Source organism: Nitrosococcus wardiae, assembly GCF_004421105.1.
GTDB classification, from domain to species: Bacteria; Pseudomonadota; Gammaproteobacteria; order Nitrosococcales; family Nitrosococcaceae; genus Nitrosococcus; species Nitrosococcus wardiae.
Genome location: NZ_CP038033.1, coordinates 2,793,646 through 2,810,021, shown reverse-complemented (window position 1 = coordinate 2,810,021; position 16,376 = coordinate 2,793,646). Strand labels below are relative to the sequence as shown.

Genomic DNA, 16,376 nt, shown 5'->3' with positions numbered 1-16,376 from the left:
CTCATTCCCGTCCATGAAAGGAGTCATAAATACGTTGCGCTAGATCCAAGCTGATTCCCGGCACACGAACTAGTTCTTCGACCCCTGCCCGGGCGACTTCTCGCAATCCGCCTAATTGGATCAATAGTTTCTGTCGCCGTTTGGGACCGAGACCCGGGATCGTCTCCAAAGGAGAAATCTTATGCCCTTTAATCCGGCGCTGGCGATGATTGGCAACGGCAAAGCGATGGGCTTCATCCCGGAGATGCTGCAATAGATGCAAGGCGGGAGAATCCGGGGCGACGATGATTGGAGTATCATGTCCTGCCAAAAACAGGGTTTCCTTCCCTGCTTTACGCTCAGGTCCCTTGGCAATTCCTAGTACTGTAATTTCCTCAATTTCCATTTCTCTAAGAACGGTAACCGCCTGGGCCAATTGCCCCTTACCGCCATCAATTACCAGCAGATCGGGGAGTTTACCCTCCCCTTTCTTAAGTCGGCGATAGCGTCGGGTTAAGGCTTGGCGCAGGGCCGCATAGTCATCCCCGGGCGTGATCCCTTCAATATTAAAGCGACGGTAATCGGTGTTACAGGGACCCTCTTTGTCAAAGACCACACAGGAGGCCACAGTGGCTTTTCCCCCGGTATGACTAATATCAAAACATTCAATACGTTGCGGCAAATTAGTCCATCCAAGTAACTGCTGCAGACTTTCTAAGCGTTGGGTAATGTTGGTCCTTTTTACCAGGCGACGGCTTAAGTTAATTTCGGCATTTGTTAAGGCCATCTTTACCCAACGTATTTTAGAACCTCGGGTTGGCCTAAGCAGCATAATTTTTTTTCCGGCCTGTTCGCTGAGTACCTCAGCCAATAATTCCATATCCTCAGGTTGATGACTTAAAACTAAGGTTGGCGGAATCTCTCGGTTGAAGTAATATTGGGGAATAAAGGCGGAAAGTAATTCTCTTGGAGTAAGGTTCCCTTGAAATTTTGGTAAGAAAGTTTTATTTCCCAAGTTCCGTCCACCGCGAATAAAAAAAACTTCTACACAGGCCACTCCCCCTCTGACTGCTACTCCAAGTACGTCGATATCCATTTCCTTACCGCTGATATACTGACGTTCTTGAATCCTGCGCAAACTGCCAATCCGATCCCGGTAAAAGGCCGCCTGTTCAAAGGCAAGTTGTTGAGAGGCCTTCTCCATTCGTGCGGCCAACTCATCAATCACCTGTTGATCCCGCCCTTCTAGAAACATTATTGCATGCTGAACATCTTGGTGGTAACTTTCCTTGTCAATCAGACCCACACAGGGAGCAGTGCAACGCTTAATCTGGTATTGTAAACAGGGACGAGAACGGTTGCGATAAAAGCTATCCTCGCACTGACGCACTGGAAAAACTTCCTGGAGTAATCTCAGTGTCTGTCGCACTGACCCTATACTCGGATAGGGGCCAAAATATTGACCAGGAACTCTCTTCGCTCCCCGATGAAACCCTAAGCGAGGGAAATCGTCACTAGAAAGAAATACATAAGGATAATTTTTATCATCCTTTAGTAAGACATTATAGCGGGGTTGCAACGCTTTGATGAGATTATTTTCTAGAATTAGCGCTTCATTTTCGGTATGGGTGACGATGGTTTCAATCTCATAAATTTGATTGACCAAAGCACGGGTTTTAGGCGCTAGGCCAGATTTTCGAAAATAACTGCTTAAACGTCTTTTGAGATTTCGTGCCTTGCCTACGTAGAGGACTTTGCCTTCTGCATCCAACATGCGGTAAACGCCTGGACGAGAAGTCAATCCTTTTAGGAAAGCAGAGGCATCAAAGGCGTGGTTTAGCATGCTCCTAGTCGTCTCTTCTTACAGGGGGAGAGTATCTTAACCGGTTCTGACCTGGAGGATATGTCTACCTTGCACTGGAGAACTCTCGCTTCTATGCTTAATGATGCACGGTTCTGATTTAAGGAGATAAGTATAATAATGAGATTTTCATTATCTAAAATTTTTATATTTTTTACTGGTCTGATGCTCAACCTTAGTTTTTCAAGCGCGCAAGCTGCTTGCTCAGTAGATAAATTGGCTGGAAGATGGGTTTTTTCTGAATACGGCACCCATGTAAAGCTCGGTTCGGTACCCTTTAGTGAAGTCGGGTGGTTTGTGCTAAGAAAAAATGGAAGGGGTAAAGGGCAAGCCTTTCTTAGTATTAATGGGAAAGCAATTCCTTCTCTCCCCCTAGATATACAATCTGTAAACATTAGACCTAGAACTTGTGTGGGTGAAGCAACCTTTTCTGTAGGAGAAAATCTTCGTACGATTACTTTTGTCCTAAACTCAGAACTTAAAGAATTTCACTATGTTAGCACCAAAGGAGATTTAACCACACTAGGAAATGCTAAAAGGGATATAAACGATAGAGATGATAACGATAGAGATGACTAAGTTAAGCTAAAGAGAGTAATTAATCAGAGGTAGAGCTTTGCAGCAAGATCACTTTATTCCTTCCTCTTAATTTCAAATAGTGTTACCTCTGGTGCAAAAGGAAAGCGCATAGGTGGACCCCAAGTCCCGGTACCGCGGCTTAAGTATAAAGCTGCCCGGCCAAATCGGGTTAATCCAGGTCGGACTGGATAAATTAGTCGGGGCAATAAGGTAAAAGGAAAAATTTGACCATCGTGGGTATGTCCGGAGAGTTGAAGATCAATTCGATCTACCATTGAGGGTTCAAGTTCTGGTCGGTGTTTAAGGAGTACTGTAAAATTCTCCGGGTCGGCATTATGCAAGGCCTCTTCCTCCAGGTGTGGGCGTCCACCAACTGCAACTGGATCATCTACTCCCGCCAGTTGGATGAATCCACCAAGGTTCACCCAGCGTTGCCTTAATACAGTAAAGCCAGCTTGTTGCAGTACCTGTTCAGAGCGGGGAAGTCCAGCATAACATTCATGATTACCTATGACTGCATACTTGCCAAGGGGGGCTTTAAGAGCCGCTAAATCTGATAAGCCCGAGTAAGGTTGATCGGTTCTCAAGTCCGTGAAATCACCGGTAGATACCACTAAATCAGGAGAAGCTGCTTTGATAAGCGCTACAATCCGTTTTAAACGTAGCGGAGTGGGGACAATTCCAAGATGGAGATCGGAGATCTGGATTAGGCGTAAACAAGCCCCTGAAGGAAGATGGTGAGAAGACAGAGAAACCCGAACCAGTTTAGGCCAAGCCCCTCTCCACAAAGCATAAATTGATAGTCCTATGCTTAGCGCTAACGTTATATCAATGGGTTCAATTAGGGCTGTACGGGAACCGAAATATTGCGGCGCAGCTACGGCCTCGGTTATGAATATAAAAAACTGGGTACTGAGGGAGGCGAAAAAGAATAAAAAAATAAATCCCATCCATGTATAGCTCATCCAGGCTGTAGTTGCTGCTAACCGCCGGTATTCACTCATTTCTAAGCGCCGAATAAAAAACAATGACAAGACCATCAAAACCAACCAAGTGCCAAACAATATCCGTTTCCCAAGGCTAGGTTCCCACGCCGTAGTTAACTGCACATAAGCATATATATGTAATCCCAAGTAGGCGGGAAAAATGGAGCGAACAATCCAACGCATCAACGAGCGAGGCATTGGAGGACGATTGGATATGGAGTTTTGAGAATATGGGGGCATATTGTTTAGTTAATTACTAGGACAAGTGATTATGGGTTTTTCGTGGGGTAATTTTGCTCTGATATAATTTTCCACTGCTTTAATAATGCCTGGAGTGTGCGGTTTTCTGCCTCATACGCAGTCTGTTGAGATTCCATCTGTCGCAGTTGCTCAGATAACTTTTCCCGTTGCAAAGTTAGGGTCTCTACCTGTTCTTTTAGTTCTACTGTTTGGGCTCGTAATTGGATTTGTTCACTAGCGGTGTGTTTTTTTTCCGTTTCCAATCTTGCTATCTTACTCATCCACTGTTCTCTTTCTTGCTGGAATGATTGGGTTTCGGTTTTGATCGCCTGTAAGTTTTCCTTTAGCCCCTTTAGCTTTTCTTGTGTTTGGGTAAGCTGAATAAGGGCAGACTGTTGTCGGAATTGTAGTTTCTCTTCTCGTTCCCGCCATTGCGATTCTCTCTGCACCAAAGAGTTTTCTTGTTGTTTTCGTAAGACTTTTTGTTCGTCTAATTGAATAACCAAATGTTGTTCTAGGCTGGCCCATTGTTCCCGCTCCCGAGTCAATTGGATTTCATAACGCTCTGCTTGTTCCCCCAAGGTTTGTTTCTTCTGTTCCAAGATTACCTGTAACTCCTCCATTTGGGTACTTAAGTTTTCTGTACGTACCTTTTCTGAGGCAAGTTGACGCTCGAGTATTAAGCGAACCTCTTCTAGAGTTTCAAGACGCTTGGTTAACACTCCGATCTTCTGTTCTGCCGCTTGTTGGGTCTGCTGGGCTATTTTTACCGCTGCTTTGCTAGCTTCTTGCTCTTGCTGCAATTTTTTACGTTCCTTTGCTAGGAGTGTCTCCGCTTGTTTCAGAGCGGTCTCCCAGGCCTGCTCCGCAACAGTAAATACCGGTTCTGGAATTTCTGGCCGTGTTTCAAGTTGAAGCAGGCGGTTAGCTAGTTCTTGCCACCATTCTTGGAGTGCAGCGTTAATAGTCCCTGCACTGCCCTGCCCTGTCCGTGCTCGAACATTGGCTACTGTGGGGCGAATGCCTTCAGTAAGTAAGGTATCTGCTGTTTGTTTTGTAAGGGTTCGAGTATCAATTTGTGTCATATAAGTATTCTTTTAATTTAAATGCTTTAAAGTTGTTAAAGTAATTATTACATAATATGTAACTTTTAATACATTTCTATAAATTATTTCATGATAAGTTCTATTATCATGAAATTTTTCTTTTTCTTATTTGGTAAGAGTTTTAATTTTTGAAAGGAGTGGTGTTTATAGAGAGAGATATAATATAAATATTTTTATGATGAGCACTGGTGATCTTGACTCATCAGCGCAGGCGATAAACCTTGATTTTCAGTTTTTGGACTTGGCGGTCAGGATGATGATTGTCTTTGAAAGAGATATAATATGACTTTCATTTATATTCCAGAAAACAAAACCACTGCTATTTTCCTGACCTGTTGAACTGTTCCTTAATAAAGGATAGGCTCACTATTTGCGCTTCCAGGGAGAGTTTGCTGATGGGGTATTACCTGTCCTTAGTTCTATTATTGGTACTGAATATTTGGCAGGTACCAGGCTTCGCCAATGAAGTGGCGATTACTGAATGGCCTGTTCCCTGGAAAGATTCCCGTCCTCGCGATCCCTTTGTGGATATCCAGGGACAAGTCTGGTTTGTCGGCCAACGAGGAGATTACATCGCTGTCCTACAGCCCGATAATGGCAATTTTAAAAAATACCCTCTCGATCAGGGCACTGGCCCCCATAACCTAATTGTGGCCAAAGATGGGTCGGTCTGGTACGCCGGCAACCTAGCTACCCATATCGGCAAACTAAATCCCCAAAGCGGCGTGATCCAAAAATATGTTTTACCGGAGTCTAATGCCCGTGATCCCCATACCCTAGTGTTCGATCAACAGCAGCAGATCTGGTTTACCGTGCAAATGAGTAATTTTGTTGGCAAGTTGGCGCCGAGGAGCGGTGAGATCATACTGCTTCCAGTACCTACGCCAGGGGCCCGCCCCTACGGTATTGTCATCGATCACCAAAACCGCCCTTGGTTCACCGAATTCGGCAGCCACAAGTTAGGCTGGATTGATCCTGAAAACATGCGCATTCAGGAGGTTCCTTTATCCCGGGAAAAAGCTCGTCCCCGCCGTCTCGCGGCGGCCTCGGACGGAAGTATCTGGTATGTAGACTATGCCCAAGGCTACCTTGGAAAATTAAATCCCACCTCGGGTCAAATCCAGGAATGGTCCGTGCCGGGAGGGAAGAAGGCCCACCCTTATGGCATGGCTATTGACGATGAAGATCGGCTGTGGTTTGTAGAGACGGGCCATTTGCCCAATCACCTTGTAGGCTTTGATCCCACCACTGAAAATTTCTTTAGCGTCACCGACATCCCTAGCGGCGGCGGGACTGTGCGCCATATGTATTTCCATAAACCCTCCCGGACCCTTTGGTTTGGCACAGACACCAACACCCTTGGCCGAGCCCAGATTCCTTGAAGGATTAACTCATAAGAATAAATTACCTTGCATCTTCCTTACTTGGGCTGCGACAAAAGCCACGTACTCCTTCACAACAGCATGAAGACGCTCGCTCGCTGACAAGAGTAACCGCACTGCTATCCCCCTGTCATTTTCCAAGGCGCTTTGCGATATGATCATGCAAAGCCTGCGTGATCCGTTGATAAGCTCTATCGCTCTCTCCCTCCTGGGCCAGCACCCGGGGATCAAGCGGTTCACCAAAAGAAATAGTAATTGACGTGCGCAGCCGGGGGAGGCGCTTTCCCACGGGAAGCGCCTCGTGGGAACCTTGAATAACTGCGGGAACTACGGGAACTGGGAAATGTTCTAGCAGCAGGCCAATGCCAGGTTTAAAAGGCTGAAGCTTGCCACTGACCGAACGCCCGCCCTCGGGAAACCAAATCAAGTTTTTCTGCCCCTTGAGCACTGCCGCCCCCAGGGCTAAGCTTGAAAGCACACCTTTTTCGGGATCGATGGGGATAGCACCAGCGAACCGGCTGCCCAAGCGTTGGAGGGGAGTGCTAAAGGCCGCCCCAGCCCATCCTCCCCAGTAAGTTCGGCGAAGGCGGCGGTGATCTAAGGCAGCGGCCAATAAAAAGGGATCTAGATAACTACAGTGATTGGGGATGATGACAAACTGATTTTGTCCCGAAACATGCTCTAAACCGTCCACTTGAAGACGGAATAAGCTGCGCATCAAGAACCGATCTAACTTAAAGAGAGTTCTGGACACTCTAGAACCAACTGGCCCGAGAGGCCGGAGCCAACGGCGTTGGCTCTCGCTGAGTGCCTCTTCTGGATGCTCTAAGAACGCCTCGGGAGCCGTAGTCGGAGTTACAGCTTCCGAGGCCTCCGCCACCTCTTGCAGGAGGTCGCGAACCGTTTCAATGCGACCAATCGCCTCTTCACCTAACTCAATCCCAGTGCGTTCACGGATTTCGAAAGACAAATTAAGCCATTCTAAAGAATCGACTCCTAGATCCAGAGCAGGACTGGTCTCCGGTGTTAAATGACGATGGCCATAACGTTCCGCCAACCATTCCCATACCCGTCGCGACGCTGTATTTTCCAGCAGCGCCTGATCCTGATCCGACATTTCCTCTAGTGGCAGCGGCCCGGCTGTTTTCGCCTCTGGAGCTTGACCCGATTGTTTTGCCTTATCAAAATATTGGGCAAGCAGATGCCGCCGTATTTTGCCCAGACGAGTTCGGGGCAAGGGGTCCCGAGTCAGAACATGGTCGGAAAGATGCTGGTAACTGGGAAGTTGCTTCGAGACCTGAGCCAAGACCTTCCGAATGGCTTGAGCCCTATCGCTTATCCCCTGGCGCCGCATCTCGCTGAGTTCCGGAACAATTACTGCAACCAGCCGTCCTTCCCGTTGTAGCACCCCTATCTCCCTAATCAGGGGGTTAGCTTGATAGGATTCTTCCACCTCCTCTGGCTGAATATTTTCTCCGCCTTCTGTCACCAGGAGAGTGGAGGCCCGACCAAGGAGATAAAGGTAACCTGCCTCATCAAAATACCCTAAATCCCCCGTCCGAAACCAATCCTCAACAAAAGCTTCCTGAGTTTTCTCAGGAAGATGATGATAGCCAGCAAAGACCCCTGGCCCACGAGCCAGAATTTCTCCTACCGGGTAAGGACTGTCTTTTTCCTTGCCAGGCACCCGCTGTCCATCTTTCGGGGCAGCTGAAGTATCAATACGGAGCTCCACTCCCGGAATGGGTTTCCCCACACTATCAGGCTTCCTGGTACCCGGCGGATTTAAAGTTAACAGGGGCGAGGTTTCCGTCAACCCATAACCGATGGCGATTTGCCAACCGAGTCCTTGAAGCTTCCAGGCAAGCTCCGGGTTAAGGGCCGCCCCCCCCGAGGCCATCTTCTGGAGTTGGGGCGCTAACTGCCGATGGAGGGGCCACAACAGCCCTCTTCCCAAATTCCATGGGAAGCGTCGTTGCAGCCCCACCAAACAGCGAATTATGGCTTTAAACAGCTGTCTAAAAATTATTCCTCGAGCAGCCAACTGGGACTCAATTCCCGAATATAATGCACCATAGAGACGAGGCACCCCCACCACGAAAGTCACCTGGCCTTGACGCAAGGCACGAATAATCTGAGGACCTGTGAGAGAATGGGGAAGCACCAGTGTCAGCCCCAAAGCCAATGGCGCAAGCATGCCCACGACAAAAGGATAAACATGATGCAAGGGCAGGGGAAGCAGTACCCGTTCCCCCTCCGCAACTAAGTCCGCGGCACGCAGGGCATTGAGCTGAAAAACCAAATTCTCATGGCTAAGTGGAACGCCTTTAGGAGCACCGGTAGTTCCCGAAGTGTAAAATAAGGCTGCGGTTTCGGAGGGAGAAATCGAGGGAAATTCACCGCCGATTTGGGTCGAGATGGCCTGCCAGCTCCGGGGGGCCTTGGACTCTGCATCCAACAAAATAGGGCGGATTTCCCGCTCTAGCTTAAGTTGTGCTACCCGCTCAAAACGCTCAGCGGTGGTAAAGAGAAAACCCGCCCCACTATCCTGTAAAACGACTTCAAGTACCCGGGGACCAAACTGGGCATCCAGGGGAACGATTACCGCCCCTGTCTTGATCACGGCCAAACAAGCCAAAATAGCTTCAGGACGGCTTTCTGCTAAAAGCGCCACTGCCTCTCCAGGGCCAGCACCCGCTTGCTTAAGACCGCGAGCTAAATATTCAACTTGATGGGCGATGGACGCATAGGACCAAGCCCGCTCTCCTTCCTTGGTTAATGCCAGTAATGCCTGCTTCTCTCCGCAGGCTCCAAGGCCATCGACAAATTGAACCAGGGTGGATAATTCACTTGAATGGGCTTGGGATCTTTGCAACATAGGAATAGTTTGAGGGTACGTTATGGGCCCTCCTTTCTCCTTAATAATTCGCTTAAAATAAGCATAGGCTAATTTAGCCCCTGTTGCTTGGCCCCTTGGCGTGATCAGAGGGCATTGCTCTCAGCTAACCGACCTCTACCCGATTAGAACCATGCTGCTTGGCATTAAAAAGAGCCCGGCCTGCACGGTGTAGTAAGCGCTCAAGGGTGACCGTATTTTCATCATAGGCGGCGACCCCAATACTCACGGTGAAACTAATTAAGGCATTCCCAATAACCACCGGGACTTGGGAAAGCACATGGCGTATCCGATGGGCAATAATGAGTGCCTCCTCCGTATGCGTCTCTGGCAAAAACATCATAAATTTCTCATCACTGCAGCGGGCTACCACATCACTAGAACGAACAATTTCTAAGCAAGCCTGGGTTAAGGCCTGCAACACCCGCTCAGCCGCCGAGAGACCATAAATCTCTTTTATTTCCCTAAAGTTATCTATCTCGAGCAATAGCAACGAGAAAGTGGTGCTTCCGCGCTTTGCTTGAACCAAAGTTGCCTCGGCTTGCTGGAGCAAATGCCGGCAATTAAATGCCCGAGACCAAAGCCCCTTAGTTGCTAACCGTCGTCCCCCGCTCTCCCTATTTCCTGCAAAAATTAGCCTAAAAGAAACGAGCATAAGCAAAGGCACCATAATAGTCACCACCACAGCCGTAATCAGGAGAATTTCAACCTCTATTGCCCGACTCAGCAATAAAAGGGCCAACGCTGTCAGCATAACCGAACCAAGGATGGCCAAACTGGTCAATCCCACGATAAGCCGAACAATGCCAGGCTCTCTAGATATCGTGTGCATGATGTTTGCTTCTCTCTTATTCCAGGGCAAATCCCAGAAAGACCCGATAGCCTTTGGTAATACAATTGATTTGATCGGCGATGGCTTGATAACGCCCTTCAAGGAATAGACGTATCGAGGGAATCTGAGCCTTGGGGCGAGTGAGCCGCCAACTCAAGTCACCGCTGGTCGTGTAGATGCGTTTCAAACGCCTCTTATTCCAGTCTTGTTTCACCGCCACCCGGAATTGCCCCTCGAACTGTTCTGGAACGAATACAGCACGGCTATTGACCCCTACTGATAATTGTTCGTTAGCACCAAAATCAGCGCCGCGGTGCTGATAATGGAGGGTAGGCGCTAAGCTCAGGCCGTTGCTGAGCAGTTTGAGGCGAGCTTCCGCGGCAGTGACGGCCAAGTAATCAGGCTCTGCCGCCATGGTTTCAAACTTATCCCAATTCAGACTATGCCTGAGATTCCAGCTCCAGTCCTGATAAGAAAAATTAACCTTAAACTCAGCCCTGGAAGATAGCTGCTCCACTTCCTCAGTACTCTCTCTGGAGAATTTCATACCAAGACTAGACAGGCCGAGCCACAAGGGCAACTCAAAGTGATGAAACTGATACTGTCCTTTTAACTGAATACGATGTATTTGCTGCGGCGCTCGAAAAGACGAGCTCCCCCTATTATGGATCTCTTGCATCGCCCAGGTATCGAACACCAGCCCCTGCCAATCCAAGTGGGTAAAACCTTTCCACAGAGATACCCCTTTATTTTCAACAGGTTCGGTGGGGCTCCAAAAAAAATCACCTACCCGCTTATGCTCCACCCCTATGTTCCAATTCAATGGGGTCTCAAAAAAGGAGATGATCTGCAAAGGCTGATAGCTCAATTGTAGCTTATAAGCGCTATCGTCTTGGACGGGTGCAACCACGAAAGGATCCCTATGATAGCGAGTCCATCCATACTCACCAGATAAATGTATCTGGTCCGAAAATAGCCTAGCATCTGCCTCTAGACTCCAGGCATAGTCATGACCTACCGCTAACTCAGACGTTGTGGCCCTCCTCCGCTGCTCCGCCAGATAAAACGTTGAGGTTGCCTTGCGCTTGCCCTCTTCTCTAAGCAGAAATCGCCAAAAATTACCTTCCTCCTCTTCTCTGTCCTCAGGACGCAGTAAGGGAAGCCTTTCCAAGACCTTATCAACAGTCCCTACAGCGATTAAATTCCCTAGGTGATGATCTGCAGCCTGGATCGTTGCCAATGGCAGAGAAGCAACCAGTACAAGTAGATTGACCAGTGTAGTATAGGATCGACGCCGCTTCATGAGTTATAATGAATAGCTAACCATACCGTATCCTCCACCGGATCGGTCCAAGCAACCCGGTGTTGGCAATGGGCCGGAATATGGACATAATCTCCAGCCCGTAATATGTGCGGATCCTGCTCCCCCGCAAACAACAGCCCAGCACTGCCACTAAGGACAATCACCCATTCATGTTGCTCCTGATCAAGCCATTGCTCTGCTGGCGTTGAATGTCCGCGCGAGACAATACGCTCTAGCCGAAAGCTATTTCCCTGCAGCAGCAGAGTGTACAGTTCTTCTGGGAGCGTATTGGGAATAGCGCTATTAATATTATGAATTTCCATAAAGCGAACGTTTTTCTCATTGCTATTGCTAAGTACTTATAAGTAATCCATTTTAGATGGCATTACTCCCTTTGTTATCCCAATTTGTACTTAATACTGCTACATTTAATCAAGCTATTTCCTCAAGCCAATTATCTCTTTATAACTTCAGGAACTTTCTTACAGTCACTATTACGGCCACTATACGAGATTATGTATACACACTATTTTGGGCTTAAGGATCACCCATTTCGATTAGTGCCAGATCCCCGCTACTTCTTCCCAGCCCCTTTTCACGAATTAGTCAGCAAACGCCTACTTGAAGGACTTATTAGCACCCTCCGTGTGGCGGTAGTCTCCGGCCCTCCTGGAGTCGGGAAAACACTTTTGCTAACTCACTTTATGGAGCAGCTAGGGCAGTCTTATCCGGTTATTTTTATTAACAATCCCAAACTACCCCTTGAAGAACTTCTTGCTTTTATACAGAACAAATTTGATATCCCTATCAAGGATCACTCTATTGCTGGGAGACTCTCAGCCCTAGAGTCCTTTGGACAGGATATCTCTCAGACAGGAAAGCGGTTAGTCATTCTGATAGATGAAGCGGATAGCCTTTCCCAGGAAGCGGTGCAAGCACTTTTTAAGTTAACAAACCCTACGGAGGCTATCATCCCACCGTTCTTTATGGTTTTAGCCATTCGCAATAATGCCTCCGAACACTTGAGCTTATTACTCAAAAACCAAGATGTGGTCGAAGGGTATTCCCTCCTCCCTCTGCTTACCGATCAAATTAGCCCCTATATTGACCTTCGCCTGCGCCAAGCCGGTTACGCCGATAAAAATCCCTTTAGCCCAGAAGCAATCGCCCGTTTGGCAGAGCTCTCCCACGGTATTCCACGGCTTATTAACCGTCTCTGCGACGCAGCACTTCTAGAGGCTAGCCTTACTGATAAAAAACTCATTCCTCCCCAGATAATCGACGAAGTTGCCCAAGGCCTGTGGCTAGCCCTAGGCAATGAGAGTACCTCCGGCAATTTGCCTTTAGCTAGAGGAACTGAAGCGGCTTTCTTACCCCAAACTGAAAAACCGCTGTCCCAACCCCAGGAGGCGACTATCACTTCCAAAGTGTCCAGGGAAGAGGACACTCAAATAAGAGATGAGAGTGAGCCCACCCCCATCCATCCTTTACCAAAGGATAATTTTTCGGATTCAAAAAAGTCACTAGATAAACTGCTTCCGGCAGAACGGGCACCAAAGCTGAAAAACATTACTCAACCTCACCAGGGTTTTGCCTCCCTCCCACAGGGGCTGCGTATCGGTGAAAAAAAAACAAAGATAACAATAGTTTTGGGAATTACAGCTGCCCTTGTAATAGCTAGCTTTTATCTATTGATATTGGCTCCAGGCAGAACGTCTTTTCCTTCGGTCGCTGAATTCACTGAGATGATTAAAGGCACTGCTAGCAAAGCAGAAGACTTTGCTAAGGAAAAAGGCGAAGAATTTATCGAGGAGGTTGAAATCTCTGCAAATCAAGCATTTCCTCCCTCAGTGGAGAAAAATGGAGACGAAACTGCGCTAGAAACCAATATTGGCAGCGAAGAAGGTGAGGCCAGCACCCATCAAGCCATTCAAGAGGCTGTGACATCTGATCCTGAATCCCAGACGAATTCTACGCAACCTTCATCCAACCTAGAAACCAGCGTGCTGCCGCCGATAACACAACCACCAGTCGCCACCTCCCAGCTTGGCCTGGAATCGGACGACCCCCCTCCCGAAGAGGAAACCACGACCCTGCTAGAGCCAAAGGAAAAACAACAAAAAGATCAGCACACCTCCCTCCCTGAGGCCAAATCCCAAAAAGCCCCCCCTCAACCTTCACAAGCACAGCAAATCGCTCTACTTCTCGCCCGAGCTAAACAGCAAGAGGCAGCTTTCAAGCTTACGACCCCAGAAGGCGATAATGCTTACGAGTCCTATACTAAAATATTAAAAATGGTACCCAACCATCCGGAGGTTGCCAAAGGTCTTCAACGGATCCGTGATTATTATGTTAATTGGGGCCTGAAGGCCGAAAATGAAAAGCAGTTGGATATGGCCGTTGTTTATTACAAGCGGGCTTTGAGCATCTTTCCAAATGATTTTGCCTTGCGTACCGCTCTGCAGCGGGTTCAAACACGGCAGGAGGGAAATCAACCTTAGGGGGCTCAACAAGCAGAGGAGATAAAACATGTCACTGCCAAAGAAGATCAGCAGACGAAACCTGTTGCAGGCCGGATTGGGGGCTGCAGCCAGTCTTATTTGGGGGAATCTAGAGGCCCGCCAAACAACCCATTCCCCCTGTAAAACTCCTCTCCAAACAGAAGGGCCCTTTTATCCCCAGCACGATCAGGCCGATAAAGATTATGACCTAACTCTTATCCGGGGCCACAGGGAGCCCGCACAAGGAGAAGTTCTCCATATCAGGGGACAAGTCTTGGATGAACACTGCCAACCGATTCCAGACGTATTCGTTGAGATCTGGCAGGCGAATACCTATGGCCGCTATCGTCATGAGAACGATGCTAATCCAGCGCCACTGGATCCCCATTTTCAAGGTTGGGGTAAAGTTAAAACCGATCAGCAAGGAAACTATCACTTTAAGACCATCATACCAGGCCCTTATCCTGTCAATGAGCGCTGGTGGCGCCCCCCTCACATCCATTTTAAAGTCGCTAAACGAGGTTATCATGAACTAACCACCCAAATGTACTTTGCCGGCCATAAATTCAATGAACAAGATTGGATTTTATTGAAGGTACCCCAGGAGGAACGGGCAAAAGTCATCGTTGAACTAGAGGAAAAATCCCAAGGCGACGAGCCAGGGGCAAAACAATGTCGTTTTAATATTGCTCTCCAACGAGCGTAGTTTTTAATCCTGGATTTTGTGCTTTTCCATCGCCTCATGCCAGCGATCTTCATCCGCATGTAAATAAATCGCTGTGGTCTCAAGCTTAGCGTGGCGAGCACTTTTGTTTAGGTAACGGAGCTCAATTCCAGCGTCAGCTTGGTGGGTAATCGCTGTATGCCGCAGCCAGTGAGTTGACGCCTTACGAAGCTTGTGGGCTTGATGGAACTGAGAAGCCTCAAGGGTATCTGCTGCTTTTTTCATTACCGCCTTCACAATTCGATAGACCATGTTAGCGCTGATGCCGCGACTGCCTTTCAGACTCAAAACTAAGGGTGTTTCTTCCCCTGGCATAGGCAAGGGTGGTAATCCATAAAAAACCCGATAGCGAGCCAAGGCTCCAAGCATTTCCTGATTGACGGGGATCCGGGCGGTTTTTCTCCCCTTACCCGTAACTTGCCACCACCATTTGCCTCTTACCTCGATAAAACTGCCCATGGAATGGGAGACGACCTCACCCACCCGAGGACCGAGCAAGTATAGTAATGTTAAAAGATAGCGCACCCGCTCATACTCAGCCTGCTGCCGGTCAGTCTCCCTCGGCATTCCTTCCACAAAAGAGAGCACATGTTGCCACAGGGCAGGATCGAGAAACCGTTCAATTGCCTCTACCTTGACGTTAGAACCTTCCCGGCGCCGGCGCAATGCTAAAGGATTACCAGCCAAATAACCGGCATCCACCAGATAGGTGAACAGGGAATTGATAATAGTAAGTGTCTGGCGGCAACTATGTTCGCTAAGGGGTCCTTGGAAGGGGCGCCAATGGGTACTTCTTCGTAGCGCCCGCGGCCCACACCAACGCTCCCGTGGAGTAGGATCGGCCAGGAATGCCTCAAAGGCGGCCAAATCCTCACGGGTAAGGCTAGAAAGGGGCTTTCCTCGCTCCAACAAGCTCCAAAGCAGCAAACGCTCCACTTCTTTGCGGTAATTACGCCATGTATGGGGGGAGTGCTCAAATTCAGCAAGCCAGGTCTGCACCGCCTCCAGATCAGTTTTGGCATCGATTTGCAGAAGGGCACTTCCCCGGTTACAACCCCAACGGCCATCGAGATCAGCCGGTAGAGGCAATCGCTCCAAAGGCACCGGCGAACCGATAATTTTTTCAATGGTTTCCACGAGATATCCTTCTTCCAGGAAAAACAGTATTTAGGCTTCTGCATGAAAGTTGGTTTGTGGCGTTCAATATCAGCACGGTGCTGGGATATTCATGCACCGCCGCCAAGTCACCATCGAAGACATCTATGGCGGTCTCTGCGGGTATCTATTGCTTGGAGTTGCCTGGGCATTCATGTTAGTGGGTCTGCATATATCCAAAGATCACCACTGAGCAAGTGAGAGGCCCTCGGACCCCCCACTTTTAACTACTCCTGCTTTTGGAAGAGAAAAACAGCCACAACTTGGGTCCAAAATTTCCCTCTCACACTTCCTTCACGTAATCGGAAGAGGAAGTATACCGCCGACTAATAATAAAGAGTGCGGTATATCTAATAACCACAAATATGAATATTCCCACTACCAAAGAAATAGTGAAAACAATTGGATAGGGAACATCAGCAAGTATTTCCAAAAGAGTTTCTAGTGTCGAGGAGCGGGAGGTAACATAGGTAGGATCATACTTCCGTATGATTTCTCCCTCCTGAAGTGCCAACTCGTCAAGTCTTTTATTTAGCTGCTCCACCCTTTCAGCATCGGCTCCAGGATCCACCTTTGCCTGAAGGAATTGGAGGTAGGTGTTCCGGAAATTGCCTCGGATATCGTTGAGCAGAGACCTATCGATGGAAGTAATTTGGCCATATATAGAACCCGAGGTCTTCGACTGTGAAGACAACCAAACGCCGGTAAACGTTACTATACCCATGATAGCAATTACAGCGGGGATAACCAGCAGCCATGTTTTCATTATAGTGCTAAGCTGGGAGTCACTGACTCGCTTCTTTTTTCTGTCCATTAATTACCTTCTTTACAT

Annotated in this window: 13 protein-coding genes; 4 read left to right on the top strand and 9 right to left on the bottom strand. The window is 48.2% G+C overall.

Annotated features, from left to right (window positions below):
• Window position 1 precedes the first annotated feature (1 nt).
• Complete coding sequence (gene uvrC, locus E3U44_RS13345) at window positions 2–1,822, bottom strand: excinuclease ABC subunit UvrC (protein ID WP_134358647.1); 1,821 nt, start codon at window positions 1,820–1,822, stop codon at window positions 2–4.
• Window positions 1,823–1,960: 138 nt separating this feature from the next.
• Here uvrC and E3U44_RS13340 point away from each other — a divergent pair, with 138 nt between their 5' ends.
• Window positions 1,961–2,419, top strand: a complete 459-nt coding sequence (locus E3U44_RS13340; RefSeq protein WP_134358646.1) for a hypothetical protein — start codon at window positions 1,961–1,963, stop codon at window positions 2,417–2,419.
• A gap of 53 nt (window positions 2,420–2,472) precedes the next feature.
• Here the strand turns inward: E3U44_RS13340 and E3U44_RS13335 are convergent, their stop codons facing one another.
• On the bottom strand, window positions 2,473–3,603 hold the full coding sequence (locus E3U44_RS13335) for a metallophosphoesterase (protein ID WP_166805081.1): 1,131 nt from the start codon (window positions 3,601–3,603) through the stop codon (window positions 2,473–2,475).
• A gap of 71 nt (window positions 3,604–3,674) precedes the next feature.
• Window positions 3,675–4,730, bottom strand: coding sequence for a DNA-binding protein (locus E3U44_RS13330; RefSeq protein WP_134358644.1), 1,056 nt, complete (start codon window positions 4,728–4,730; stop codon window positions 3,675–3,677).
• A gap of 416 nt (window positions 4,731–5,146) precedes the next feature.
• Here E3U44_RS13330 and E3U44_RS13325 point away from each other — a divergent pair, with 416 nt between their 5' ends.
• A complete protein-coding gene (locus E3U44_RS13325) occupies window positions 5,147–6,133 on the top strand; it encodes a Vgb family protein (RefSeq protein WP_134358643.1) in 987 nt (328 codons plus the stop codon).
• Window positions 6,134–6,263: 130 nt separating this feature from the next.
• On the opposite strand, the gene E3U44_RS13320 is transcribed toward E3U44_RS13325, so the two are convergent.
• The 4 genes from E3U44_RS13320 to E3U44_RS13305 all read right to left on the bottom strand — a co-directional run bounded on the left by E3U44_RS13320 (window position 6,264) and on the right by E3U44_RS13305 (window position 11,487).
• Window positions 6,264–9,011: an AMP-binding protein gene (locus E3U44_RS13320; RefSeq protein WP_134358642.1), complete on the bottom strand. Its 2,748-nt coding sequence runs from the start codon at window positions 9,009–9,011 to the stop codon at window positions 6,264–6,266.
• A 124-nt stretch (window positions 9,012–9,135) separates the two neighbouring features.
• Complete coding sequence (locus E3U44_RS13315) at window positions 9,136–9,861, bottom strand: GGDEF domain-containing protein (protein ID WP_134358641.1); 726 nt, start codon at window positions 9,859–9,861, stop codon at window positions 9,136–9,138.
• Window positions 9,862–9,877: 16 nt separating this feature from the next.
• Window positions 9,878–11,164, bottom strand: coding sequence for a hypothetical protein (locus tag E3U44_RS13310; protein ID WP_134358640.1), 1,287 nt, complete (start codon window positions 11,162–11,164; stop codon window positions 9,878–9,880).
• Complete coding sequence (locus tag E3U44_RS13305; protein ID WP_134358639.1) at window positions 11,161–11,487, bottom strand: cupin domain-containing protein; 327 nt, start codon at window positions 11,485–11,487, stop codon at window positions 11,161–11,163. The genes E3U44_RS13310 and E3U44_RS13305 overlap by 4 nt, the downstream gene beginning before the upstream one ends.
• Before the next feature lie 192 nt (window positions 11,488–11,679).
• Here E3U44_RS13305 and E3U44_RS13300 point away from each other — a divergent pair, with 192 nt between their 5' ends.
• Together E3U44_RS13300 and E3U44_RS13295 are read left to right on the top strand one after the other, a co-directional pair.
• Window positions 11,680–13,665, top strand: coding sequence for an AAA family ATPase (locus tag E3U44_RS13300; protein WP_134358638.1), 1,986 nt, complete (start codon window positions 11,680–11,682; stop codon window positions 13,663–13,665).
• Window positions 13,666–13,693: 28 nt separating this feature from the next.
• The gene (locus E3U44_RS13295) at window positions 13,694–14,371 is read left to right on the top strand and encodes a dioxygenase family protein (RefSeq protein ID WP_134358637.1); all 678 of its coding nucleotides are present in this window, start codon (window positions 13,694–13,696) and stop codon (window positions 14,369–14,371) included.
• Window positions 14,372–14,374: 3 nt separating this feature from the next.
• Here E3U44_RS13295 and E3U44_RS13290 read toward each other — a convergent pair whose 3' ends face one another.
• Both E3U44_RS13290 and E3U44_RS13285 read right to left on the bottom strand, forming a co-directional pair.
• On the bottom strand, window positions 14,375–15,526 hold the full coding sequence (locus E3U44_RS13290) for a tyrosine-type recombinase/integrase (RefSeq protein WP_134358636.1): 1,152 nt from the start codon (window positions 15,524–15,526) through the stop codon (window positions 14,375–14,377).
• Between the two features lie 301 nt (window positions 15,527–15,827).
• Window positions 15,828–16,358 carry an MCP four helix bundle domain-containing protein gene (locus E3U44_RS13285; RefSeq protein ID WP_134358635.1) on the bottom strand — a complete coding sequence of 177 codons (531 nt, stop codon included), beginning with the start codon at window positions 16,356–16,358 and terminating at the stop codon, window positions 15,828–15,830.
• Window positions 16,359–16,376 lie beyond the last annotated feature (18 nt).

Coding starts and splice junctions, on each gene's coding strand:
- E3U44_RS13325 (WP_134358643.1), top strand. CDS start 5,147: ATGGGGTATTACCTGTCCTTAGTTCTATTATTGGTACTGAATATTTGG.
- E3U44_RS13300 (WP_134358638.1), top strand. CDS start 11,680: ATGTATACACACTATTTTGGGCTTAAGGATCACCCATTTCGATTAGTG.
- E3U44_RS13320 (WP_134358642.1), bottom strand. CDS start 9,011: ATGTTGCAAAGATCCCAAGCCCATTCAAGTGAATTATCCACCCTGGTT.
- E3U44_RS13285 (WP_134358635.1), bottom strand. CDS start 16,358: ATGGACAGAAAAAAGAAGCGAGTCAGTGACTCCCAGCTTAGCACTATA.
- E3U44_RS13295 (WP_134358637.1), top strand. CDS start 13,694: ATGTCACTGCCAAAGAAGATCAGCAGACGAAACCTGTTGCAGGCCGGA.
- E3U44_RS13335 (WP_166805081.1), bottom strand. CDS start 3,603: ATGCCTCGCTCGTTGATGCGTTGGATTGTTCGCTCCATTTTTCCCGCC.
- E3U44_RS13330 (WP_134358644.1), bottom strand. CDS start 4,730: ATGACACAAATTGATACTCGAACCCTTACAAAACAAACAGCAGATACC.
- uvrC (WP_134358647.1), bottom strand. CDS start 1,822: ATGCTAAACCACGCCTTTGATGCCTCTGCTTTCCTAAAAGGATTGACT.
- E3U44_RS13340 (WP_134358646.1), top strand. CDS start 1,961: ATGAGATTTTCATTATCTAAAATTTTTATATTTTTTACTGGTCTGATG.
- E3U44_RS13305 (WP_134358639.1), bottom strand. CDS start 11,487: ATGGAAATTCATAATATTAATAGCGCTATTCCCAATACGCTCCCAGAA.
- E3U44_RS13310 (WP_134358640.1), bottom strand. CDS start 11,164: ATGAAGCGGCGTCGATCCTATACTACACTGGTCAATCTACTTGTACTG.
- E3U44_RS13315 (WP_134358641.1), bottom strand. CDS start 9,861: ATGCACACGATATCTAGAGAGCCTGGCATTGTTCGGCTTATCGTGGGA.